Raw genomic sequence first — 23,644 nt, 5'->3', positions numbered from 1 at the left:
TTACTCATCGTCAATACCTCAGCAAAAATCACGGCTGCTGGTGCGCAAGCGCCCCAGCAAGTGCGACATGTCGACCAGGCGCTTGGCGACCAGGTTGCGCACGATGCCTTCCCTTTGCCACACGCCGTACACGCCCAGCAAGGGTGCGCTCAAGACTTCGCGGCGTTGCTCTTCCACCAGATTGGGCCAGACGATCACGTTGACGGTGCCGGTTTCGTCTTCCAGGGTCATGAAGATGACGCCCTTGGCCGTGCCCGGGCGCTGGCGCACGGTGACGATGCCGCAGGCGCGCGCCAGCTGGCCATTGGTATAAGCCATCAAGGTGGCTGCGGGCATAAAGCGCTGGTCCAGTAATTTTGTACGCAGCAGCGCCAACGGATGGCGGCCCAGGGTCAGGCCTTGCGCGCGGTAATCGCCGACGATGGTTTCGCCTTCCGTGGGTGCGGCCAGCACGGGCAAGTCTTCCTGCACGCTGGTGGGGCGCAGCAAATCGCGCTCCGGCACGGCGCCCACCGCCTGCCACAAGGCTGCTCTTCGGTTGCCGGCCAGCGCCTGCAGAGTATTGCCGGCCGCCAGTATCTGCAAGTCGTGGCGGTCCAGGCTGGCCCGGCGCGCCAGGTCGGCCACGTCGACAAAGGCGGCGATGGCGCGCGCATCTTCGATACGCTGCGCAGCCTCGGCCCGCATGCCATATAAACTGTTCAAGCCCAGGCGCACCAGCGGCGCGGCCAAGTCACCTTCCAGCGCAGCCTCCCAGCCGCTGAGCATCACATCGACTGGCAACACCTGCACGCCATGGCGGCGCGCATCTTGCACCAGTTGCGAGGGGCTGTAAAAGCCCATGGGCTGGCTATTGAGCAAAGCGCATAAAAAAGCGGCCGGTTCATGGCATTTCAGCCAGGAACTGGCGTAAGTGAGCAGCGCGAAGCTGGCCGCATGCGATTCAGGGAATCCGTATTCGCCAAAGCCTTCGATCTGGCTGAAGATGGCGTTGGCAAATTCCTCTTCATAGCCATTTTTCACCATGGCATCGACAATCCGGTCATGATAATTATTCAGCCCGCCCTTGCGTTTCCAGGCCGCCATGGCGCGCCGCAACTGGTCCGCTTCGCCAGGTGTGAAATCGGCGGCAATCATGGCTACCTGCATCACCTGTTCCTGGAAAATCGGGATGCCCAAGGTGCGGCCCAGCGCCTTTTCCAATCCCTTCGGATACACCACCGGCTCTTTTTGCTGGCGCCGCTGCAAATAAGGATGGACCATGCCGCCCTGGATGGGGCCGGGGCGCACCAGCGCCACTTCGATGACGAGGTCATAAAACTTGCGGGGACGCAGCCGGGGCAGCATGCTCATCTGCGCACGCGACTCGATCTGGAACACGCCGATGGTGTCGGCCAAACACATCATGTCGTAAGTAGCGGGGTCTTCGGCTGGAATATCCTGCAAACGAAATGTGTCGCCGCGCCGCATACTCACCAGTTCCAGCGCGCGGCGCAAGGCTGACAACATGCCCAGCGCCAGCACATCGACCTTCATCAAACCCAGTTCCTCCAGGTCATCCTTGTCCCACTCAATCACGCTGCGCCCCGCCATGGTGGCGTTTTCAATCGGCACCAGGCGCGACAGCTTGCCTTGGGCAATCACGAAGCCACCGGGATGCTGCGACAGGTGACGGGGAAAACCCAGCAACTGCTGCGCCAGCGTGGCCCATTGCTGCGACAGCGCCGCTTCCGGGTCCAGCCCGCATTCGGCCAGGCGGTTCAATAAATCGCGCTTGCCGTCGAACCAGTGATGCGCCTTGGCTACTTTTTCCACGATGGCCAGGTCTATCCCCAGCGCCCGGCCGCTGTCGCGCAAGGCGCTTTTCGGCCGGTAGCTGATCACCACGGCCGCCAGCGCGGCACGCTCGCGGCCATATTTTGTGTAGATGTATTGAATCACTTCCTCGCGCCGCTGGTGTTCAAAGTCCACGTCGATATCGGGCGGCTCATTGCGCTCGCGCGACATGAAACGTTCCACCAGGGAATTGCCGCGCGCCGGGTCTACTTCCGTGATGTGCAGGCAATAACAGACGGCCGAATTGGCGGCCGATCCCCGGCCCTGGCACAAGATATCTTGCGAACGTGCAAAGCGCACGATGTCATAGACCGTCAGGAAATACGGTTCGTAAGCAAGATCGGCGATCAATTCCAGCTCGTGCTCGATCTGTTGCTGCACCAGCGCCGGTATGCCCAGAGGAAAACGGCTGCGCGCACCCGCATACGTTTCTTCACGCAAATAGCTGGCCGGCGTGTGGCCTGCAGGCACCAGTTCATCGGGATATTCATACTTGAGGCTATCGAGTGAAAAAGTGCATAGCCTGGCGATGCGCAAGGTTTCGTCCAGCGCCTGCGGCGGGTAGATATTGGCCAGGCGCAGGCGCGCGCGCAAATGCTGCTCGGCATTTTGCGCCAGCGCATAACCGCACTCGCCCACCGGCTTGCCCACCCGGATTGCGCACAAGGTGTCAAGCAAGGGCTTGCGCGAGCGCACGTGCATGCATACATGGCCGAGCGCCACCACGGGCAAACCCAGCGCGTGGCCAGCATCGAGCACCGTCATGCGGTGCGCATCATCCTGCGCCCGCTGCAACAGATTCAAGCCTATCCAGCTGCGCTGCGCACCAAAGGTGGCGGCCATCCACGCGCCTTGGGCAGACACGGTTTCCGGCTGCGCCGGGTAGCCAGGCAGCAAGATCATCAGGCAGCCGGGCAAGCCTTGCAAATGAGAAAACTCGGGCGACGGTGCGGCAAAATCATCAGGTGTGAGCAGATAACGTCCCTTGGCCGCGCGCGTGCGCGCCATGGTGATCAGCTCGGATAAATTGCCGTAGCCCTCGCGGTCTTGCACCAGCGCCAGCAAGGATAAGCCGGGACTGCCGTCAGCCTGCGTCAAATGAAAATGCGCACCGATAATCAGCGGAAAACCGGCCCGCTTGGCCGTCGCATGGGCGCGCACCACGCCAGCCAGCGAGCATTCGTCCGTGATGGCCAGCGCCTGGTAGCCCAGCTGCACGGCGCGCGCCACCAGCTCTTGCGCATGCGAAGCGCCATGCAGGAAGCTGAAGTTGCTCAAACAAAACAACTCCGCATAATCCGGTAAGCCTGCGGCCGACATGATGCACCTCAATACTGTATATAAACACAGTATATTATACTCATCTGGAATTCACTTTTGGTTTATGCTGGTGCTTGCCCTCAACACTAATCACCGCCCGCCATGACTACCCACCTTTTAAAATGTTTCGGCGCCGAACCCGGCGGCGGCAATCCTGCGCTGGTGATTGAAAACGACCACAGCGATGAAACGGCACGCCAGACCTATGCCCGCGAACGCAATGTCAGCGCCTGCGTCTTCATCGACCGCCAGCCCGATGGCGCCATCGTGCTCGATTATTTTTATCCGCACACGCGCAGCCCGCTATGTCTGCACGCGACCCTGGCGGCTACGCATGTGTTGCTGGGTGCGCCGGATGCGCCAGACACCTTGACGGTAACGACCGCCATGCGCGGCCAGGCGCTGCGGCTGCTACGCAGTGCCGACGGTTATCTGATCGGCCTGGCGCCACAGGAATCGCCCAAAGTCATCGTGGAACGGCATATCCCGTCTGAACTGATGGGCCAGCATATGCATCTGGTGTCGCCACCGGCCATCGTTTCCGTGGGCAGCCCCAAGCTGCTGCTGGAAGTGGCCGACCGCACCACCCTGCGCGCGCTACGCCCTAACCTGGAATTGATCGCCGACTGGAGCGGCTTGCATAAGGTCAGCGGCTGCTATGTGTATTGCCGTACAGGCGAGGGTCAGTACGAAGGACGCAACTTCAACCACCTCGATCCTGCGCTGGAAGACAGCGCCACCGGCGTGGCGGCGGGCGCACTGGCACTGCATCTGCAACAGTCGCTGAGCCTGTCGCAAGGCCATGTGACGCAGCAACCCTGTTTGATACAGGCGCAGTACAAGCCGGGCGAAATTTGGGTAGGCGGCATGGTGCAAGCAAGCATCTGAATAGTGCTTTAGTCACAATAATGCACCACGCTGTGGCAGATAAAAAAACGGGGCAACAAGGAAACAACAGTCGCACTTAATTTGTACAAGAAAACAAATTATTGCTGGTGAGGCATGAAATATTGGCACTAGAATCAAGTGGCCTATACCACTTGGAGATACTGCGTGCCTACCCTCACCACCTTGCGTAAAGCCGTCCTCATCAGCCTGTATGGCAGCGCCGCCCTGGCCCTGTCCAGCCCGGCAGCACAAGCCCAGAACACCGAAGCCGCCGCCGCGCAAGCCGAGCTGCAAACGGTCAGCGTGGTCGGTTCGCGCCGCGTGGCCAGCTCTGCCACCGATACCATGGTGCCGGTCGATATCATTCCCATCTCCAAGGTGGCCGAACAAGGCGGCCAGTTTGACCTGGCGCAAACGCTGCAATACATCTCTCCGTCCTTCAATTCCACGCGCCAGACGGGCGCGGACGGCGCCGACCTGATCGATTCGGCGGCCCTGCGCGGACTGGGCTCTGACCAGACGCTGGTATTGGTGAATGGCAAACGTCGCCACACGACGGCGCTGGTCAATCTGTTCGGCGCGCGCAACCGCGGCAACACGGGCACCGACATGAATGCGATTCCCTTGCTGGCAATCAAGAACGTGCAAGTACTGCGCGACGGCGCCGCCGCCCAGTATGGCTCGGACGCGATTGCCGGCGTGATCGATATTGAACTGAAAAAAAGCCTGGGCTGCGAAGCGGTGGCCGGCTACAGCCAGTATGGCGTGGGCGACGGCAAGAATTACCTGACCTCCGCCTATTGCGGCATCGCGCTGGGCGACCAGGGCACGCTCGCCATCACGGGCGAATACCTGGACCGTGGCCGCTCGAACCGGGCCGACGCAGACAGCATGCGCATCATCGGCGACAGCAAGTCGCAAAACAAGACGCTGTATATCAATGGCGATTACGCCACCAGCGGCACGGGCAAGCTGTACTTCACGGCCGGGGCACAGACGCGCGATGCATCGAGCGCCGCCTTTGGCCGGGGCGGCATCGGCAGCGACGACATTCCTTCGCGTAATTCGGCCGCCATGTACCCGGACGGTTTCGTGCCCTTCATCAACGGCAAGATCGACGACCGCTACGCCATCCTGGGCCACCGCAGCCAGATCGGCGACTGGCACGCCGATTTTTCGCAAACCTATGGCTACAACAGGATGCGCTACGACATCAGCCATACCCTGAATGCCTCGATTGCCAACCTCGACCTGTTAAAAGGCGGCAAGGGTGTCAGTGCCAGCAACTTCGACGCGGGCGGTTTCTCATTCCAGCAACTGACCAGCAATGCCGATTTCAGCCGTTATTACGACGACATCCTCAAAGGCTTGAACCTGGCTTTCGGCGCCGAATACCGCAGCGAGGAATACCGCATCATGGCCGGCGAACCCAATTCCTACATCGACGCCGACGGCGTGGGCGTGGGCGGCAATGCCGGCAGCCAGGGTTTTCCCGGCTTCCAGCCCAGCGATGCGACCAAGGCCAAACGCCACAGCATCGCCGCCTATGCCGACGTGGAACTGGATCTGACGGAGCGCCTGAAAACACAGGCAGCCGTGCGCTATGAAAAGTTCAGCGATTTCGGCTCGACCGTGACGGGCAAGCTGGCCGACAGCTACAAGGTCGCGCCCGACGTGCTGCTGCGCGGTTCAGCCAGCACGGGTTTCCGCGCGCCATCGTTGCAGCAAGTGTATTTCTCGTCGACCTTCACCGACTTCATCGGCGGCGTGCCAACCGACGTGGTGCTGGCGCCGAACGGTGGCGCCGTCGCCAACGCGGCTGGCATCCCGAAACTGAAAGAAGAAAAATCCACCAGCTTTACCCTGGGCGCCACCTGGACACCCACCCAGGCGATCTCGGTGACGGCCGACCTGTACAACATCAAGATCAAGGATCGCATCGTGCTGTCGGGCCGCTTCAATGCCGACAACTACCCGGACCTGGCGGCGCGCCTGGCCTTGCTGGGCGTGGGCGAAGCGCAATTTTTCGTCAACTCCATCGACACGCGCACGCGCGGCCTGGACCTGACAGCCTCGCACAAGGGCGAATTCATCGGCAACAAACTCACCACCTTCCTGGCCCTGAACCTGAGCCAGACGGAAGTGACGAAAGTCAAAACCCCGCCATCCCTGGCAGGTTATGCCGACGTGCTGCTGTCCGAACGCGAGCGCCTGTTTATCGAACAGGGCGGCCCGCGCGCCAAGTCCACGCTGGGCTTCGACTACGTCACCGGCAAGCTGGAATCGGACCTGCGCATTATTTATTTCGGCCCGCAAACCCTGGGCACCTTCAGCGGCACGGCCGCCGGCGTGCCCAACGCCCACTACTCGGCCAAGGCCTCGGCCGACCTCAGCTTCACCTACAGCATCAACAAGAACACCAAGCTGACCTTTGGCGGCAACAACATCTTCAACGTCAAGCCCAGCACCCAAAACCCGGATGAAACCGATAACGGCTTCAAATACGACAGCGTGCAATTCGGCCTGAACGGCGCCTCGTATTTTGGCCGGCTGTGGGTGAAGTTCTGATCATGCACTGCATATAAAACAGCGGCTGCGCCAATAGGGGCAGCCGCTGTTTTTTCAAGATGTCAGCAACATGATTTGATCGCTAGCTCAGGCGCCTATATCGGTGGCAAGCGGCTCAAGCCAACTTCATCGTATTCGTTAATCGAACCAGTTGATTGCACGAAGTCAGATGCGCGCCAATTTCTGTGGTCTTGCCGCCAGCACCAAAGGAATGGCGAACGGGCCCAGCAATACAGCTGACATGGTTCTGAGCGTGGAATTTTTTACTCCACGGCGCTTGGCAATCATAAGACAAGCCATGTGGGAGAGCAGCCAAATAAACGCTGGCATATAAGCAGACATCATTACCTCCGGATACTGTTTGTGGCAGACAAACCATCGTGACACGTAAAAGTTGCCAGCGCAATATCAGAGTGACCATAGCCCATCGGATACCTATGAAGCTCAAGCGCTGCTTGTCACGCCTGGGACGGCGCGAAATAGCCGCGCATATACTCGATATATGCCTCCTCGCTCAAGCTGCGCCGCGCCTTGACGAAGCCGCGCGCATCGTCGCCGATCAGGTAGCGCAGCTGATCGCTGCCGTCGGTCAGCGCCGTGTGGATCAGCTCTGCCACGTCCTGCGCCGAAATCGCACTGGCGGCAACCATCTTCGCGTACGCGGCTTGCGTATCGGCGATAAACGCATCGTAGCTTGCCAGTTCCGGCGCGGGCAGCGCTGTGGCCTGCGCCGACGTGGCGTTAAAGGCGGTGCCTGTCACGCCGCCATGGGGTATCACCAATTTGACGGCGATATGCTGCGACGCCAGCTCATACGACAGCGCCTCCGTAAAACCTTCCAGCGCAAACTTGCTGGCGCAATACAGGGAAGCGAGCGGCAGCGTAAACATGCCGGCGCCCGAACTGACATTGAGCACGGCGCCGCCACCCTGCGCGCGGAAGTGCGGCAAGATGGCGCGGATGGTATCCATCACGCCAAACACGTTCACGTCGAACTGGCGCTGCACGGTGTCGGCGGGCACCGGTTCGAACAGGCCGATCTGGCCATAGCCGGCGTTATTGACCAGCACGTCGATACGGCCGAAACGCGCAATACCGGCTTCGATGGCGGAGGCGATGCTAGCCTTGTCTTCCACATCGAGGCGCGTCACCAGCACGCCGGGCAAGGTGGCCAGCGCCTGGCCTGCGGCACTGTCGGGTGTGCGCATGGTGGCCACCACATTCCAGCCTTGGCTGGCAAAAAGTTGAGCAGTTGCCTGGCCTATGCCTTGCGAAGCGCCCGTAATCAAGATGGTCTTGTGCATGATGTTCTTTCAATGAAGGGGGAAGTGTGTGGAACACAGACAAGATAGTCCCCTTGCATTGAACTAACAATCCGCATAATCTTGCATGAGTTGCTGCATAAAACAGGATAATCAGAAGGTCTCAAAATGAAGCGGACAGGTTTGATCGAACTCAATGCGGTCGTCGCGGTGGCAAACCAGCGCAGCTTTCGCAAGGCAGCGGCCGAACTGGGTATGTCATCCTCGGCACTGAGCCATGCAATTGCCAACCTGGAAGCGCGACTGGGCGTGCGCCTGTTCCACCGCACTACGCGCAGCGTGGCCTTGTCCGAGGCGGGCCAGCAATTCCTGGCCCGCGTGCAGCCAGCGCTGGGGCAGATCGCCGAGGCCATGGATGGCGTGAATGCCTTTCGCGACACGCCGTCCGGCACCTTGCGCATCAACACCTCGGAAGGCGCCGCGAAGATGATCCTGGCGCCGCTGGTGCTGGCCTTTCTGGCGCGCTATCCCGACATGCAGGTCGATATCGTCACCGAAGGCCGACTGGTCGATATCGTTGCCGAGGGCTTCGACGCCGGCATCCGCGCGATGGAAAACGTGCCGCTCGATATGATCGCCGTGCCCTGCAGCCCCCCGCTGCGGTTTGCCGTGGTGGGTTCGCCCGCCTATTTTGCGCGCCATGCTGCGCCGCTTTCGCCGGACCAGCTGCACCAGCACCGCTGCGTGCGCAGCCGCCTGCCGGGTGGCGCCTTGTATCAATGGGAATTCGAACGCGGTGGCGAACGCGTCGATATCGATCCCCACGGGCCCCTGACCTTGGACAACCATCACCTGATGATTGCTGCCGCACTGCATGGCGAAGACTTGATCTGGACCAATGAATGGGCAGTGGCCAGCTTGCTGGCAGAAGGCCGGCTGCTGCGCGTACTGGAAGACTGGTCGCCAGCGATGCCGGGCCTGTGCCTGTATTATCCAGGCCATCGGCACGTATCAGCCGGCATGAAGGCTTTTCTGGCCATGCTGCGCGAGACTTATACTGAAGCCTGACTTATACAGAAAAGAAAGCGCACATGCATACGGCAAATACACTCGAATTCTGGTTTGATTTCGGCAGCAATTACAGCTACCTGAGCGCCATGCGCATCGAAGCGCTGGCGCGTGAAAAGAACGTCGAGATCATCTGGAAGCCTTTCCTGCTCGGCGTCGTCTTCCAGGCGCTGGGTTGGGAAACTTCACCGTTCGTGCTGCAAAAACTCAAGGGCGACTATGCCTGGCGCGACATGGCCCGCCTGTGCGAAAAGTATGGCTTGCCATGGCGGCAGCCTACAAGCTTTCCCCGCACCGCCCTGCTGACTATGCGCGTAGCGCTGATAGGGGCGGACCAGGGCTGGGCCGCAGCATTTACGCGCCGCATGATGACGATGAATTTTGCCGAGGACCGCGATATCGACAATGCAACAGCGGTCAGCGAAGCGCTGACGGAGCTGGGCCTCGATGCGCCAGCCATCCTGGCGCTGGCCTTGACGAACGAAAACAAGCTGCGCCTGCGCCGCCAGACGGAGCAGGCGCAAGCTCGGGGCCTGTTCGGCGCGCCCAATTTCATCAGCGGCGACGAACTATTCTGGGGCAATGACAGGCTGGAAGATGCGCTGGCCTGGGCTGCTAACAAGTAGCTATCTGCTAGCTAAAGCCCAACGGCAAAGACTGGGGTCGGACCCTCAGGGTCCGACCCCGGCACTTTCGCCGTTGGGGTAAATATTCTCGCAACTACCTCACGCCTACGCCAGGCCAGCGATCTCGCGCTGCATATTCTCCACTGCCCGCTGGTTGTACTGCCCCGAGAAATAGTCGTCGCCAAACAGCTGGCCTGCCTGCGCCTTGGCGCGCAGATGCTGCAGGGCCAGGCTGCGCTGCTCATTGAAGCGTACAGGGTCGACGTGCCCATACTCACGCGCGATGGCGGCGGTGTAGGCGTCGTAGACTTCTTCGTCCTGGCCCAGGATGGCCAGGTCGGCGCTGAGGATGACGTCTTTCAGGGGATGCTGAATCGACGGGCCCTGGAAGTGGTCGGTGGCGCGTATCAGCTGCGCCACGTCGGCGTTGTCGCCGGCATCGAGACCGCTGGCCAGCCACAGCTGGGCGCTGGCTTCTTCACTGGAAAACAGGGCGTCGTCCTCGTGGCCGTAGACGGCATCGTGGAACCAGAAGGCTTTTTTGGCGATGGCGCTGTCGCGTCTGGACGCGCCCGTATTGTCGGCCCACACGCGCAGCTCGGACAAGCCGTGCACCAGGTGGTCGAGGTTGTGATAATGGCGCTCGGCGCCGCCATAGGCTTGCGGCCCCGTCAGGCGGGCAAACCAGTCTGCGGCCAGGGCCAGCCCGGCCTCGCCGGAGCCGGTCCACAAGGTATCCCATTCCTTGCGCAGCCAGTCGAGTATCCAGGCCTGATAGGCAGCGGCAGGCACGAATTTTTTCATGGTCCAGTTCCAGCCGACCGGGCCTTCCAGCGCTTTGACAAAGCTGGAGCTGACCGAACCCAGGTCGCGCGGCGGCATCACGAAGATGGTCTTGGCGCCCGCCAGCACGTCCACATTGGTTTGCTGGATCAGGTTTTCATAGTCGAAATCGGCGGTCGTGCGAATACCGCGTATCAGATAATCGCAACCGTATTTTTTGGCTGCCCGCGCCGTGTAGTCGCCCTTGACGATGACCACCTGCACATTGTCCCAGCCACAGGCACGCGCGCTCTGCTCGATGATGCGTTTGCGGTCTTCGGCGGGAAACTGCGGTTTCTTGGCCGGGTTCTGCGACAGGAAAACGATCACCTCGTCGGCCAGCGAACGCGCCTCGCCGATCACCCACATATGGCCGTTGGTAATGGGGTCCAGGGTTCCTGAAAATCCGATCTTCTTCATGCTGCTTGCTCCCTACACTGGCTGCTATTATTGCGCAGACAATATAGGGATGGCGTTGCCACGTCAATGCGCACAGGCAAAGATCACGGAAGATCAGGCCGGTTCAAGCCCAAAAACCTTATTTCTTGACCGGCGCAGGAAACTCCAGGCGCACGCACAAGCCGCCCAGGCGTTCGGATTTATCCAGCACCAGGCGCGCGCCGTGGCGTTCGGCGATGGCCTTGATGATGGCCAGGCCCAGGCCGCTGCCATTGGCGTCCGTGCCAGGCACGCGGTAAAAGCGGCTGAAGACGCGCTCGCGCTCTTCGGGCGGGATGCCGGGGCCGCTGTCTTCCACCGACAGGACCACGCCAGCCGGTGTCGCGCGCAAGTCGATATCGACCGTGCCGCCCTGCGGCGTGTACTTGATGGCGTTGTCGACCAGGTTGCGCAGCAGGATATTCAAGGCATCGGCCTGGCCGGCGGCGCTGGCCGGGTCCATATGGTACAGGCCCAGGTCGATCTTGCGCGCCTGCGCCACGCCGGCCATGTCGCCCAGCGCACGCTTGACGACATCGTTCAAGTCCACCTGCTGCAGCTGGTCGCCGCTGGCGGCGCTCGCTTCCTGGCGGGCCAGCACCAGCAGTTGCTCAACCAGGCGCGTGGCCCGCTCGATGCCGCCGCTGACCCTGGAAATGGCCAGACTGCGTTTTTCTTCCGATTCGGCGCGCTCCAGGCTCAATACCTGCAGCTTCAACGCCGCCAGCGGCGTGCGCAATTCATGGGCCGCGTCGGCAACGAAATGCTGCTGTGCGTCGAACGCCGTTTTCACGCGCCCGAACAGCAGGTTCAATTCATGCACCAGCGGGCGCACTTCATCGGGCAAGCCCGCTTCGGAGACTGGCGACAGATCGTCGGCCTGGCGCGCCGCCACCTGCTTGCGCACGCGTGACACGGGTGCCAGCGAACCGCTGACCACCCACCACACCACCAGCATCAGAATCGGCGCCATCAGCGCAATCGGACCCACCGTGCGCAGCGCCAGGCTACCGGCCATGCGCTTGCGCACGGCCATGTCCTGCGCGATCTGCACGGTCTGGGAACTGGTTTGCACGGAGAAGATACGGTAGGTCGTGCCGTTGGCCTTTACATTGGAAAAGCCCAGCACGGCGCGCTGCGGCAGTTCGGCGCGGGTAATCGAACGGAACACCTGCACCCCGTCCGGCGTCCAGACCTGCACCACCATGTCGTTGTTGACGGGGTCGGCCGGCAAGGCCTCGGCGTGATTGGCCAGCGGCGCGCCGGAGCGCAGCGACAGCGCCATCTGCTGCATGTGGTAGTCGAAAATCTGGTCGGCGTCGTACAGCGCGCTGCGGTAGGCGATCGAGGCTTGCGCCAGGGCCGCCATGATGATGGCCGCCAGCAGGAACCACAGCAGGCGGCCGCGCAGCGAGTGGGTGACCTTTACCGTAACCTTCACGCCTTCGGTACCATATAACCCAGGCCGCGCACGTTCTGTATCAATTCGCTGCCCAGTTTTTTGCGCAAGCCGTGGATATACACTTCGACCGCGTTGCTGTTGACTTCATCCTTCCAGCTGTACAGCTTTTCTTCCAGCTGGGCGCGCGACAGCACGATGCCGGGGCGCGCAATCAGCGCCTCTAACACCGCCCATTCGCGGGCCGACAGGTTGACCGGATGGCCTTCGGCAATCACTTCGCGCGTCAAAGGATTGATGGAAACGCCCTGGTGTTCAAACACCGGTTCCGGACGGCCGGAGGCACGCCGCAGCAATGCACGGATGCGCGCCAGCAGTTCGTCGAGGTCATACGGCTTGAGCACATAATCGTCGGCGCCCGCGTCCAGCCCGGCGATACGCTGTTCGATGGCGTCGCGCGCCGTGGCGACCAGCACCGGCGTATCGAGTTTGCGCAAGCGCATCGAGCGCAGCACTTCGAGGCCATCCTTGCGCGGCAAGCCCAGGTCCAGCAGCACCAGGTCATAGGTCTGTGTCTGCAGGGCCGTATCGGCCATGTCGCCATCCTTGACCCAGTCCACCGCGTAATGCTCGGCCCGCAACAGATCGAGCACCACCTCGCCGATCATCGTGTCATCTTCTACCAGCAATAAGCGCATGCCCTACTCCTTGTTCTCGTATTCTCTTTATTCTCAATCAACCCAGCCGTACCGGAATAAATATCTTATCCGGGCCGCGCTGTATCAGCAAGGCCACCGACTTGGCGGACTTGTCGACGACCTCGCGCACCTGCTCGACCGTGTTGACAGGGTGGCCATTGACCGACAATAACACGTCGCCCGGCTGTACCCCCGCATTTGCCGCCGCGCCGCCGGCGTCTTCCACCAGCAAGCCGGCGCTGATGCCTGCTTCGCGCTTTTCTTGCGATTGCAGGGGACGCAAGGCCAGGCCCAGGCGTACCTTGCCTGCAATACCATTGTTTTCTGCCACGTCGGCCACCTTGTCGGCCGCATTGCCCAGGGTGGCGGACAAGGTAACGATCTTGCCGTCGCGCCAGACATCGAGGTTGATCTTGTCGCCAGGCAAGGCGACACCCACCATGGCAGGCAAGTCGCCCGAGGCGATGATGCGCTGGCCATTCATCTTGCGGATCACGTCGCCCGATTTCAAGCCAGCCTTGTCGGCCGGGCTGCCGCGTTCCACATTGGCCACCAGCGCGCCTTCCGGCGTGGCCAGCTTGAACGAATCGGCAAAGCCCTGGTTCACTTCCTGCACCGTCACGCCCAGTTTTGCATGGCTGGCCTTGCCGGTGGCGACGATCTGGTCCTTGATACGGCCAGCCAGGTCGATCGGAATGGCAAAGGACAAGCCTTGGAAGCCGCCCGTCTGGCTGTAAATTTGCGAATTGATGCCGACCACTTCGCCGCGTGTGTTGAACAGCGGGCCGCCCGAGTTGCCGGGATTGACGGCCACGTCGGTCTGGATAAACGGTACGTTGCTATCGTCGGGCAAGGAACGGCCCTTGGCACTGACCACACCAGCCGTCACCGTGCTGTCGAAGCCGTACGGCGAACCGATGGCCAGCACCCATTCGCCCACTTTCAAGTCGTTCGAGTGGCCCAGCGGCACCACGGGCAGGTTGCTGGCATCGATTTTCAGCACCGCGATATCGGTTTTCAGGTCGGAACCGAGCACCTTGGCGCGGAATTCGCGGCGGTCGTTCAGCTTGACGGTCACTTCACGCGCATCGCGCACCACGTGGGCATTGGTCATGATGACGCCGTCCGGGCTGACAATGAAACCGGAACCCAGGCCGTGGGTAGGCACGTCGCGGCCACGCTGTCCGCCTTGCGGACCCTGGAAGCGGCGGAAAAACTCAAAAAACGGGTCGGTGCCGTAATCGTCGGTACCGGCCTGGCTGCTATCGGCACTGACCTTGGTGCTGCCCGTCACGCTGATATTGACCACGGCGGGGCTGTTGCGGGCGGCAATTTCGCTAAAATCGGGCAGCGTCATTTGCGGCGCAGCGGCGGCAGGAACCTGGGCGACAGCCGCAGGGATGACCGGCGCACTGTTGGCGCCAGCGTAATTTTGATGCACGATCATCGCGCCCCCGGCTCCCAGCACACTGATCGCGACCAGCGCGGCTGCAGTGCGTTTGATGCCGAGAGATGGCGTCGTTGACTGATTGTCCATGAATTGCTCCTCATTTAATGAGACTTTGATGTGTGCAATATTGGGCTAGCAGACTTAGACCGTGCTTAACATTTTGTGTGCTTTTGTGTGCATAAAGCAGCGTTTTTTTCCTTTAAGCATGGCCTAATACTGCCAACATCAGAGATAAAATGTGGGGCCGAATGTAAAACTGGCCGGATAAACCGGCCAGTATTTTACTGCACGCCCCTGTCACCGCATGACAGGGCATGCTTGCAACATGGAATGATTACGCTGCCTGGCGCTGCTCCAGCACGCTGACATTGGCTACCGCGCCGTCGGCGATCTCGATCTTGCGCGGTTTCAGCGCTTCCGGCACTTCGCGCACCAGGTCGATGGTCAGCATGCCGTTTTCAAACGTGGCGCCCGTGACTTTCACGTGGTTGGCCAGCTGGAAACGCTGCTCGAAATCGCGGGCAGCGATGCCACGGTGCAAGAAAGTGCGCTCGACGCCCTCTTTCTGCTTGCGGCCCGTGACGTGCAGCGAGTCGCGTTCGGTGATGATGTCGATCTCGGCGCGGCTGAAGCCTGCCAGCGCCATCACGATACGGTATTTATCTTCCGACACCAGTTCGATGTTGTAAGGAGGATAGCTCGGTTGCGCATCGGCGCGTTGTTCGTTGAGCAGTTGTGCCAGGCGGTCAAAGCCGATGGCGGAACGATACAGGGGAGCAAGGTCAAAAGTACGCATGGTAAATATCCTTCAATAAGTAAGCGATAAGTGGCGCGGACCTCACCGTGAGCATCCGCTTGCTAGCTATCTAAGGACGATGGCCCTGCGTTCAAGGCCTTGAAAATTGCGATTTTTGCCCCAGTCGCCAAAATATTTTTTGGCCGGGTCTGCAGCATGCACGGCAGACCCGGATGAGCGATTGACAACACCTGACAAAACCGTAGCGAGCGGAAGGAAGAGGCGGCCGAGAAGCGGAGCCGTACGAATAGTACGGTGAGCATCGCAGGCCGCCTATACCGACGCGCAGTAGATTTTGTCAGGTGTTCTTAGCGGCAGGCGTAGGCCTTGCCTATCCACTCATTGGTGGTGCTGGTGCCCTGCTGGCTCCAGACGATATCGCTGGCCTTCAGGTTCACGCCTTGGTTCAAAGCCTTGGCCTTGGCGTTCTTGCTGCCAATCGATGAGCTCAAACCGATGAAAATGGCATCCGAGCCATTCACATTGCCCAGAAAACGGCAGCTTTTGACATTCTGCTCATTGACTTCGCGAATGTTGTTGGGAGTAACGGTCGTGCAGCCAGTCAACGCCAGCATGGCGGCAGCTACGGCCCAGTGTGTGAAACGTGTATGCATGGATATCCTTTGGTCAGTGCCGGAATCGGCAGTTTTATTGCGTGGCTAACACATTGCCTTTTTTATCGACCAGCTCGACCTTGACGATTTCCGCCCGCACCAGGTTCTGGCTGATATCGGCATCTTGCGCAAACGCATACACCACCAGTTGCAAGGCCTGGTATTTGCTGCGCAAGCCCTCGATGCTCCGTGCCGCATCTTCGGCCGGCACGTTCAGGTAGCGGAAACCGTCGCCATTGCTGAAGCTCAGCTTGTAGACAGGATTGTCAAAGAAATAGCGCGTCGAGCCCGATTCCCACAGTGAACTGTCCAGTGGAAAACCTTTTTGCTCGAAATCGTATTTATTGAGCGGGTTATCGAGCTTCAGGCGCACATAGCGCTGCGCACCGGCCTGGGCCACGGAAGCGTCGATTTTCGGCTTCAAGGCCTTCAACAAATCGTTCTTGTGGAATTCATCGCTGGAACGCGCATAGTCGGACGACACCACGCCGGCGATCTTGGGGTAATCGATGGGCATGGCCGCCAGCGACAGGTAGGAATACATCAGCTGGTTGCCGCTGGTGAGTTCCTGATAGCTGGCGGCGGGCGTGGACTTGTCCGCCTTCGGCAGCGCGGCGCGCACCACTTCCTGCTTGATCGCTTCCACGCTTTTTGGCGCCGTCGCATCGGCCAGGGTAGGCGCTGGATTAGCGGCCTCTTTCTTGTCACCGCAGGCGGCCAGGCTGACCGTCAGCAAGGCCAGCAAGAATGGTTTTTTGTATGAACTCAACATGGTTTCTTTCAGTAAGAGTGAGAAATAAGAGTGAGGATCAAACGGCCTTGGCGGCCAGGAATTTGATCGTGCCCCGGCCTGCCAGGTAGAGGCTGGCGGCCAGCGACAGATAGGCGCCCAGGCCGACGCTGATGGCGCGCAGCGCTTCACGCGCCATGCTGGAACTCATCTCGGCCATCATGCGCGCCCCTTCGGCGCCACCGAACTGGCTGGCCGCGCCTTGCGCTTCGCTGATGCCGCTGCTGATGCCGCTATAGATCAGGCCGACCACCAGCAGCATGAACAACAGGGGCAGCAGGCCACCCAGGTGGGCGCGCTTATCCTTCCAGGCATGCGGCAGCAAGGGTCCGGCCAGGCAGACGATGGCCAGGAAACCATACATGCCGCTGCTACCCGAAATACTGCCGAACGATTGCAGCACGCCATTGGGTGAATTGAGCAAGGCCAGCAGTTTCCAGAAACTCAGGCCGGGATTGAAATTGGACGACACCCGCACCGAAATCGCGTTGAGGAAAAACCAGCCGATTACCAGCAAGCCCAGCGACAGCAGCATAGGCACACCGAGGCGCGCCACCACGCCGCTGGCCACTTCCGCGCCCTTGGCCCTGGCGGCAGACATGGCCAGCTCGGCTTGCTCCTTGGCCAGCTGCGTGTCGGCCACCGGGTAAATCGCGCTAAGCGCCTGAGATGCATCAAACTCCACCTCGACCACCATATTCACCTTGGGCGCCGTGTCCGACTTCCACATGCCTTCCAGCTGAAACGGATATTGCTCCAGGCCTATGGCAAGCAAGCCAGGGCCGATGCTGGTGTCGCGTAAAATCTTGCCGCGCTTTTTCATGATGTGAACGTCCTTTCTTTAGGGAGGGTGAGCCACTTGTTTGCAGCCCTTCACCGTCTTGTTCGTAAGAAAGTTCAGTCCGGTTCAATCTTTTATGAAGAAAAGTTAATGCCCTGATGACGGCGGCAACTATTTCCACAATGCTATAATCGGCGCTTTCCCAGGCCCGCCCCCACCCGCACGCATGAGCGCATTGCCTGTCAATCCTGCCGAACTGCTGGCTGCCATGGCATCGGGCGACCAGCGTGCCCTGGACGCCCTCTACCGGGCATGGTCACCCCGGGTGCGCGTGTTCGCACGCCTCCAGCTCAGCGCTTGCGGCCTTGATGCACACGCGATTGCCGACGAAGTGACGATCGACGTCTTCCACGATGTGTGGCGCGCACCCATGCGCTACGATGGCCGCGTGGCCTTCGGCACCTGGCTGCTGACCCTGGCCCGCAACAAGGCCATCGACCAGATCCGCCGCCATGGCAAACGCCTGGCGCACGAAGAATCGATCGACAGCGATGGCTATGACCCATCCCGGCTGGAACAGGCGGAACATGATCCGGGACCGCAAACGGCAAAAGAAGGCGTGCAGCGGCGCCAAGCCGTACTGGACTGCCTGCGGCGCCTGCGCAATCCCCTGCAGCGCGAAAGCCTGACCTTATGGGCCATCGACGATTTGTCGATCGCCGACATCGCCCAGATCCAGCAAGCGCCCGAAGGCACCGTCAAGACGCGTTTGTTTCATGGCCGTCTCAATCTACGCCAGTGCATCGAGCGCTGGTTTGTCCAGGAGGGCGGCCGCCATGACTGATACCATCAAAAAGCAGGAACAAGCGCTGCGTGAAGCACTGCCCGACTATCTGAACGGCCACGCCTCTGCCGATCAGGCCAGCCGCATTGCCGCCAAACTGGAACAGGACCCGGCGTGGGCTGCCGACGCGGCCTGGATGGGCGACATTCGCAGCGCCATCGAACAGGAAGCGGCCAGTCTCGACGCCAGCGCCGGTCTGGCAGAACTGCAGCGCAGGCTGGCACAGGAAAAACCAGCCTGGTGGCGCCGCCTGCTGCAACGCTTTTCCCTGCCATCGCTACCCCGCCTGGCGCCGCTCGCGATCACGGCGCTGGCCAGTATCTGCATCATCCAGGCATGGCTGCTGTGGCAAGTGCAAGGCACGGCTAACGAGCAACTGCAATGGCGCAGCGTGCCGGGCACGGAAGCGCCGGTGGCGAATTTGCGCGTGCAATTCAAGCCCGATACATCGATCAGCCAGATGGAAGCTGCGCTGGAACTGGCGCATGCGGGCATCGTCACCGGCCCCCTGCCCGGCCACATCTATCTGCTCGATGGACTCGATGCTGCTGCTGCGCTGCAAAGCCTGAAAAACAGCGGCGTGGTGGATGAAGCGGCCCTTATCGAGGCGCCAGGAGCCCAATGACAAGGGCAAGGCTGGCATGCTTGCTGCTGTCTTGCCTGCTTAGTACTGCGGCGGTGGCGGGCGAACGCCACGCGCTGCTGATCGGCGTGGCAGAGTTACCCGCCATGCCGCGCAGCACCTGGCTGGCCGGCCCCACCAGCGACGTGGCGGCCATGCGCGCGGCGCTGCTGCGCCAGGGTTTTGCGGCAGACCATATCGACAGTTTTTCCGATGCTGCCGATGCTACACAGGCTCCTGGCCGCGCCGCCATCCTGGCCCGCCTGGCCGAACTTGAAAAGACCCTGGGCAAGGACGATGTGCTGCTCTTGTACTGGTCCGGCCACAGCGTGCTGCTGCCCGCCTATCCTGGGCAAGCGCCCACGCCAGCCGGGCGGCACACCATGCTGCTGACGCGCGACAGCAAAGTTCATGTACAGGGCCAGGGCCGGCGGCTGGACGGCGGCATCAGCAGCAGCGAATTGGGACGCGCCATCGACGCCATCTCGGCGCGCCAGACACGCGTGGTGGCCATCTTCGACACTTGCCATGCGGCGGCTGGCACGCGTGGCGGCGACGGCCTGGTATGGCGCGGATTGTCAAACGCCGACATCGGCTGGCGCCCATCGGCCAGCACCGCCGATGCCGAACCACGCGCGCGTCCACGCTTCATCGGCTTCTTTGCCGCCGAAGCGCAGCAGCGGACACCCGAATCCGCGCTGCAGACCACGGGCCAGGCGGCCGGCCTGTTTACCCGCGCCGTGATCGCCGGCCTGGACGCGCAGCCGCGCAGCTATGCCATCTGGGCCGGCAGCGCCACGCAGCAATACCGGACAGCACTGAATAATTACCACCTGCCCCGCTCCGCCTGGCCATCCCCCGTTTATACGGGCACGCTCGATACGCCGCTATGGTCAAACGGCAGTGCAAGCGCTTCGCCGCTGTGGCCGATACGGCGCGATGGCCTGGGCTGGTATCTGCCGTTTGGCCTGCTCGATGGCTTGCGCGATGGCGATCTGTTTGAAAATGGCGGCGCACGCTGGCGCGCCGTCGCTACCGGCTGGGGCGAGAGCAGGTTGTCGCTGATCTCGGGCAGCGATGCCACCACGCCGGGCTGGGCCAGCCGCACGGAACATCCACAAGCGCAATTGGCCCAGCTGCTGGCCCTGCCCGCCACGCCCGGCACGCCGCTGCTCGACGCGCGCATCGAACTGAGCTTGCCAGGCCAGCCGCCGCGCCAAGTCCCCTTCAGCGATGGCGACCTGGGCCTGCTGCCGGCCGGCACGCGCATCCGCTTGAGCGTGGAAAACCGGGGCAGGTCTTCCGTCGACCTGGCGCTGGCCCATCTTCCTCTGGGCGGCCCCGCCATGCGCATCTACCCAGCGCTGGACGGCGACAGCAACCGCATGCCGCCCGCCATTGGCAACGGCATCAGCCGCTTCGAGCGCAGTTTTGTCGTCAGCGGTCCCCGCTTCGGCAAAGAATGGCTGGCCCTGATGGCGGCGCCGGCAAGCAATGGCACGCTGCCGCGCCGTTTCTTTTTGCTCGATGCCCCACCGCCGGCCACCCGTGGCGCGCAGACTGAGCTGGGCGACGAACATCATCCCGACCAGGCGCAAGTCGCCCGTCTTTCCTGGATTTCCACGAAATGAAACGCCTGGCACTTTGTTTGCTGCTGGCCGGACCAGCCTTGCTGAACACAGCGGCCGCCGCCAGTTGCCGCGCTACTGTCACGCCCTGGCTCGATGCAGGCAATGACGCCAGCCAGGATGAACAGCCGGCGCGCGCCCTGCCCCTGTTCGAGCGCAGCGTGCAGGTTTGCCGTGCAATGAACGACCGGGCCGGCATCGCCAGCGGCTTGCTGGGCGTCGGCCAGAGCCTGCAATTCCTGAACCGCTATGCAGAAAGCGAACAAGCCTTGCTGGAAGGCTGGGCCATCCGCCAGACCCTGGACGATGGCGATCCTGGCCGCGAAAACATGTACTACCCCGCCGAATTGATGTATTTATATCGCCAGTGGAGCCGCTTCGAACTGGCCTGGCAATGGGGCGATACCGCGCTGGCGGCCAAGGCGAAAATCATCGGCAAAAATACGGTCTCGTACGGCACCAGCCTGTCGAACCTGTCTGGCGTGGCGCTGCAAACCAAGGAATACGCGCGCGGCCTGCCGTATGCACGCTTGGCGATGGATACCTGGGCCCGCACCTCGGGCGAAAACAGCACCGACCACGCCTGGGGCATGCGCGACGTGGGCGTGCTATTGCTGCGCATGGGGCGCATGGAAGAAGCTTACGGCTACCTGGAACACGCTTACCGCATCCGCCTGGCAGCCTTCGGCGAAAACCGCACCGAAACGCAAACCAGCATCACGGACATGGCCACCTGGTACACCCTGACCGGCAATGACAGTCAGGCGCTGTCGTTCGCGCAGCGCGCATTGGCCATCGCCGTGCAGCGCTCGGGCGCCGATTCGATGCAGGCCAGCGTGGCCCTGAACCGCCTGAGCGGCATCCATGCGCGCCTGGGCGAAAGCGGCAAGGCGTGGCAGGAAGCCGAGCAGGGCTTGCGCATACGCCAGGCCCTGTTCGGCGACCAGCACGCCAATACGGTGAGCGCCTGGCAAGACGTGGCGCTCACCGCGCTGGCCGACAATCAGCTGGGCCGCGCGGAAGAAGCAGCCGGCGCCGCGCTGGTCCACTGCCGCGAGGTCTATGGCGACACCTCGCCCGCCTGCTCCACGCATCAATATGCACATGGCAGCACCCTGATGGCGCTGGGACAGTACCAGCAAGCCTTGGATGCGGCGCAAACGGCGGCGCAACTGGCTGTCTCCGGCAGCCAGCCTTTAGCGGACGATGAAGTCAACGCGCTGCTGCTGGCGGCCCAGGCGCAGGCGGCGCTGGGCCAGCAGGCGCAAGCCGAAACAGCCCTGGCCAGCCTGGTGGCGCGGCTGGAAAAAACGCCATCGGCGCCTGCCGGCCTGCTCGACACCGTGCGCCAGGCCCGTTTGCAGGTGCAAGCGGCGCGCACGGACATCAGCGATGCCGGTTTGCGCGCACTGGCGCAGGAAGCGGCCACCCTGGCGCAGCAACTGGCGGCCGTGCGCGGCGTGTCGCATCCCGCTTATGGCCTGGCCTTGCTGGGCGCCGCCGAACTGAATGCGCGCACCGGCGACACGGCCAGCGCACGCATTCAGGCGGCGCGCGCGCTGGCCATTGCGATGGCCAATCAGCAAACCCTGCTCGAAGCGCGGGCGGCCGCGCAGCTGGGTGCTTTGGAGCCCGATGCGGCGGCCATCTTCCTGGGCAAGCAGGCGATCAATGCACTGCAAGCGACGCGCGCCGGCACGGCAGGCTTGCCCGTGCCGTTGCGGCAAGGCTTTATGCGCCAAAAGCGCGCCGCCTATGGCCAGCTGGCGGACCGCCTGCTCGACCAGCGCCGCATCCAGGAAGCGGAAACCGTGCTGGCCATGGTGCGCGAAGACGACTTTCACAATCTGGTGCGCAGCGCGCCAGATCCGCGCACCACGCGCCTGGCGTACACGGGTACGGAAAGCGCCTGGCAGCAGCAGTTCGATACGCGCAGCGCCGCACTGCGCGCCGGCGCCCAGGCCTTGGCCTTGGCGCGCGAACACCAGGCGCAAGGCGCGGCGCAGGCCGAGGAAGAATGGCAGCGCGCCAATGCCGCCATGACGGCCCTCGTCGATGAGAGCACCACGGCGCTGGCCACGCTGCCGGCAGCACCCGTCGCCAGGGCATCGCCTGCCAGCGGCGGCAAGGCCGCGCCACTGAAACGGGGCGTGCTGCACCTGACGTATCTGGTGACGAACCAGCGCCTGCGCATCGTCGCACAAACAGCTGGCAAGCGCGGCAGCAGCATCTACGACGTGACCATCGATGAACGCACGCTGGCCCAGCGCATCGCCAGCCTGCGCCGCAGCGCGCAAGATCCTGATCTCGATGCGCGCGCCGATGCGCAAGCGCTGTATGCGCTGCTGATCGCCCCCGTCGGCAAGCAGCTGAACGGCGCCAGGTCGCTCTCGCTGTCGCTCGATGGCGTCTTGCGCTATCTGCCTTTCGCCATGCTGCACGACGGCCGCCATTGGCTGGTCGAACGGCTGCCGATTATGCTCGATGCGCGTGGCAGCGATGGCAAGGCGGCAGAATCTGCACGCGCACCGTCGATGGCCTTGCTGGGCCAGACCCGCGCCAGCGGCGAGCTGCCAGCGCTGCCCTTCGTGCAGTCTGAATTGCGCGCCGTGGCAAAGATCGAACAGACAGCGCACGTGCCCAGCCAGGTGTATCTCGATGGCGACTTCACGGCGGCCGCGCTGCAGCAGGCACTGCCCGCGAACAGCAGCGTGCATATCGCCAGCCATTTCGTGCTGCGCTCGGGCATGGGCAAGGATTCCTATCTGCTGCTGGGCGATGGACAAAAACTCAGCCTGGCCGAACTGGCGCAAGAGCGCTATCGCTTTGCGGGCCTGGACTTGCTGACCCTGTCGGCCTGCGAAACGGCCGTGCCGGCCGGCACCGACGATACGGGCCGCGAACTCGAAGGCCTGGCCTGGCTGGCACGCCAGCGCGGCGCGCGCAATGTGCTGGCCAGCCTGTGGCGCGTATCGGATCAATCGACCGCCACTTTGATGAGCGATTTTTACGGCGCGCTGGCGCGGGGCAAGAGCAAGCCGCAGGCCTTGCGCCAGGCGCAATTGCAGCAAATCCGCGCCGGCCGCGCCAGCGCCCCGGTCACGCGCGGCCTGACCATGCTGGGCGCCGCCAGCACCGGCAACACGCATAGCCACCCGTTTTTCTGGGCCGGCTTCATCTTGCTCGGCTCCTGA

Annotated in this window: 19 protein-coding genes; 8 read left to right on the top strand and 11 right to left on the bottom strand. The window is 62.2% G+C overall.

All coding sequences use genetic code 11. The features are described from left to right. Window positions 1-18 precede the first annotated feature (18 nt). Window positions 19-3,156 (bottom strand): error-prone DNA polymerase, encoded by a 3,138-nt coding sequence (locus tag HDE72_RS22690; RefSeq protein WP_183746171.1) that lies wholly within the window; start codon window positions 3,154-3,156, stop codon window positions 19-21. A gap of 102 nt (window positions 3,157-3,258) precedes the next feature. Here HDE72_RS22690 and HDE72_RS22685 point away from each other — a divergent pair, with 102 nt between their 5' ends. After that, entirely contained in the window at window positions 3,259-4,044 is a 786-nt protein-coding gene (locus HDE72_RS22685; RefSeq protein WP_183746168.1) for a PhzF family phenazine biosynthesis protein, read from the top strand. 165 nt (window positions 4,045-4,209) lie between these two features. Further along, window positions 4,210-6,612, top strand: a complete 2,403-nt coding sequence (locus HDE72_RS22680) for a TonB-dependent receptor plug domain-containing protein (RefSeq protein WP_183746165.1) — start codon at window positions 4,210-4,212, stop codon at window positions 6,610-6,612. A gap of 165 nt (window positions 6,613-6,777) precedes the next feature. On the opposite strand, the gene HDE72_RS22675 is transcribed toward HDE72_RS22680, so the two are convergent. Both HDE72_RS22675 and HDE72_RS22670 read right to left on the bottom strand, forming a co-directional pair. Then, entirely contained in the window at window positions 6,778-6,957 is a 180-nt protein-coding gene (locus HDE72_RS22675) for a hypothetical protein (protein WP_183746162.1), read from the bottom strand. Between the two features lie 113 nt (window positions 6,958-7,070). Beyond that, on the bottom strand, window positions 7,071-7,916 hold the full coding sequence (locus HDE72_RS22670; RefSeq protein WP_183746159.1) for an SDR family oxidoreductase: 846 nt from the start codon (window positions 7,914-7,916) through the stop codon (window positions 7,071-7,073). A 126-nt stretch (window positions 7,917-8,042) separates the two neighbouring features. On the opposite strand from HDE72_RS22670, the gene HDE72_RS22665 reads away from it, so the two are divergent. Together HDE72_RS22665 and HDE72_RS22660 are read left to right on the top strand one after the other, a co-directional pair. Next, window positions 8,043-8,942 (top strand): LysR family transcriptional regulator, encoded by a 900-nt coding sequence (locus tag HDE72_RS22665; protein ID WP_183746156.1) that lies wholly within the window; start codon window positions 8,043-8,045, stop codon window positions 8,940-8,942. A gap of 23 nt (window positions 8,943-8,965) precedes the next feature. Further along, on the top strand, window positions 8,966-9,568 hold the full coding sequence (locus tag HDE72_RS22660) for a 2-hydroxychromene-2-carboxylate isomerase (protein WP_183746153.1): 603 nt from the start codon (window positions 8,966-8,968) through the stop codon (window positions 9,566-9,568). Between the two features lie 105 nt (window positions 9,569-9,673). Here the strand turns inward: HDE72_RS22660 and coaD are convergent, their stop codons facing one another. The 8 genes from coaD to HDE72_RS22620 form a co-directional block, all read right to left on the bottom strand. After that, window positions 9,674-10,810 (bottom strand): pantetheine-phosphate adenylyltransferase, encoded by a 1,137-nt coding sequence (coaD, locus tag HDE72_RS22655; protein ID WP_183746152.1) that lies wholly within the window; start codon window positions 10,808-10,810, stop codon window positions 9,674-9,676. Between the two features lie 118 nt (window positions 10,811-10,928). After that, window positions 10,929-12,197 (bottom strand): ATP-binding protein, encoded by a 1,269-nt coding sequence (locus tag HDE72_RS22650; protein ID WP_260176874.1) that lies wholly within the window; start codon window positions 12,195-12,197, stop codon window positions 10,929-10,931. Window positions 12,198-12,265: 68 nt separating this feature from the next. Continuing rightward, window positions 12,266-12,925, bottom strand: coding sequence for a response regulator (locus HDE72_RS22645; RefSeq protein ID WP_183746146.1), 660 nt, complete (start codon window positions 12,923-12,925; stop codon window positions 12,266-12,268). 37 nt (window positions 12,926-12,962) lie between these two features. Further along, on the bottom strand, window positions 12,963-14,462 hold the full coding sequence (locus HDE72_RS22640; RefSeq protein ID WP_183746143.1) for a Do family serine endopeptidase: 1,500 nt from the start codon (window positions 14,460-14,462) through the stop codon (window positions 12,963-12,965). 247 nt (window positions 14,463-14,709) lie between these two features. Beyond that, on the bottom strand, window positions 14,710-15,171 hold the full coding sequence (locus HDE72_RS22635) for an Hsp20 family protein (RefSeq protein WP_183746142.1): 462 nt from the start codon (window positions 15,169-15,171) through the stop codon (window positions 14,710-14,712). Window positions 15,172-15,479: 308 nt separating this feature from the next. Further along, window positions 15,480-15,785, bottom strand: a complete 306-nt coding sequence (locus HDE72_RS22630) for a hypothetical protein (RefSeq protein WP_183746140.1) — start codon at window positions 15,783-15,785, stop codon at window positions 15,480-15,482. Between the two features lie 34 nt (window positions 15,786-15,819). Next, the gene (locus HDE72_RS22625; protein WP_183746137.1) at window positions 15,820-16,557 is read right to left on the bottom strand and encodes a hypothetical protein; all 738 of its coding nucleotides are present in this window, start codon (window positions 16,555-16,557) and stop codon (window positions 15,820-15,822) included. 37 nt (window positions 16,558-16,594) lie between these two features. Further along, window positions 16,595-17,398 carry a hypothetical protein gene (locus HDE72_RS22620; RefSeq protein WP_183746134.1) on the bottom strand — a complete coding sequence of 268 codons (804 nt, stop codon included), beginning with the start codon at window positions 17,396-17,398 and terminating at the stop codon, window positions 16,595-16,597. Between the two features lie 184 nt (window positions 17,399-17,582). Here HDE72_RS22620 and HDE72_RS22615 point away from each other — a divergent pair, with 184 nt between their 5' ends. From HDE72_RS22615 to HDE72_RS22600, 4 genes are read left to right on the top strand one after another with little or no spacing between them, the layout of a single operon-like run. Then, complete coding sequence (locus HDE72_RS22615; protein ID WP_183746131.1) at window positions 17,583-18,200, top strand: RNA polymerase sigma factor; 618 nt, start codon at window positions 17,583-17,585, stop codon at window positions 18,198-18,200. After that, a complete protein-coding gene (locus tag HDE72_RS22610; protein ID WP_183746128.1) occupies window positions 18,193-18,825 on the top strand; it encodes a hypothetical protein in 633 nt (210 codons plus the stop codon). Before HDE72_RS22615 ends, HDE72_RS22610 begins: the two co-directional genes overlap by 8 nt. Next, a complete protein-coding gene (locus HDE72_RS22605; RefSeq protein WP_183746125.1) occupies window positions 18,822-20,453 on the top strand; it encodes a caspase family protein in 1,632 nt (543 codons plus the stop codon). The genes HDE72_RS22610 and HDE72_RS22605 overlap by 4 nt, the downstream gene beginning before the upstream one ends. Then, a complete protein-coding gene (locus tag HDE72_RS22600; protein WP_183746122.1) occupies window positions 20,450-23,644 on the top strand; it encodes a CHAT domain-containing protein in 3,195 nt (1,064 codons plus the stop codon). The genes HDE72_RS22605 and HDE72_RS22600 overlap by 4 nt, the downstream gene beginning before the upstream one ends.

This window comes from Janthinobacterium saanense, assembly GCF_014200675.1.
Lineage (GTDB): Bacteria > Pseudomonadota > Gammaproteobacteria > Burkholderiales > Burkholderiaceae_D > Janthinobacterium.
Note: the sequence above shows the minus strand (reverse complement) of the source record. Positions and strands in the feature narration are given on the sequence as shown.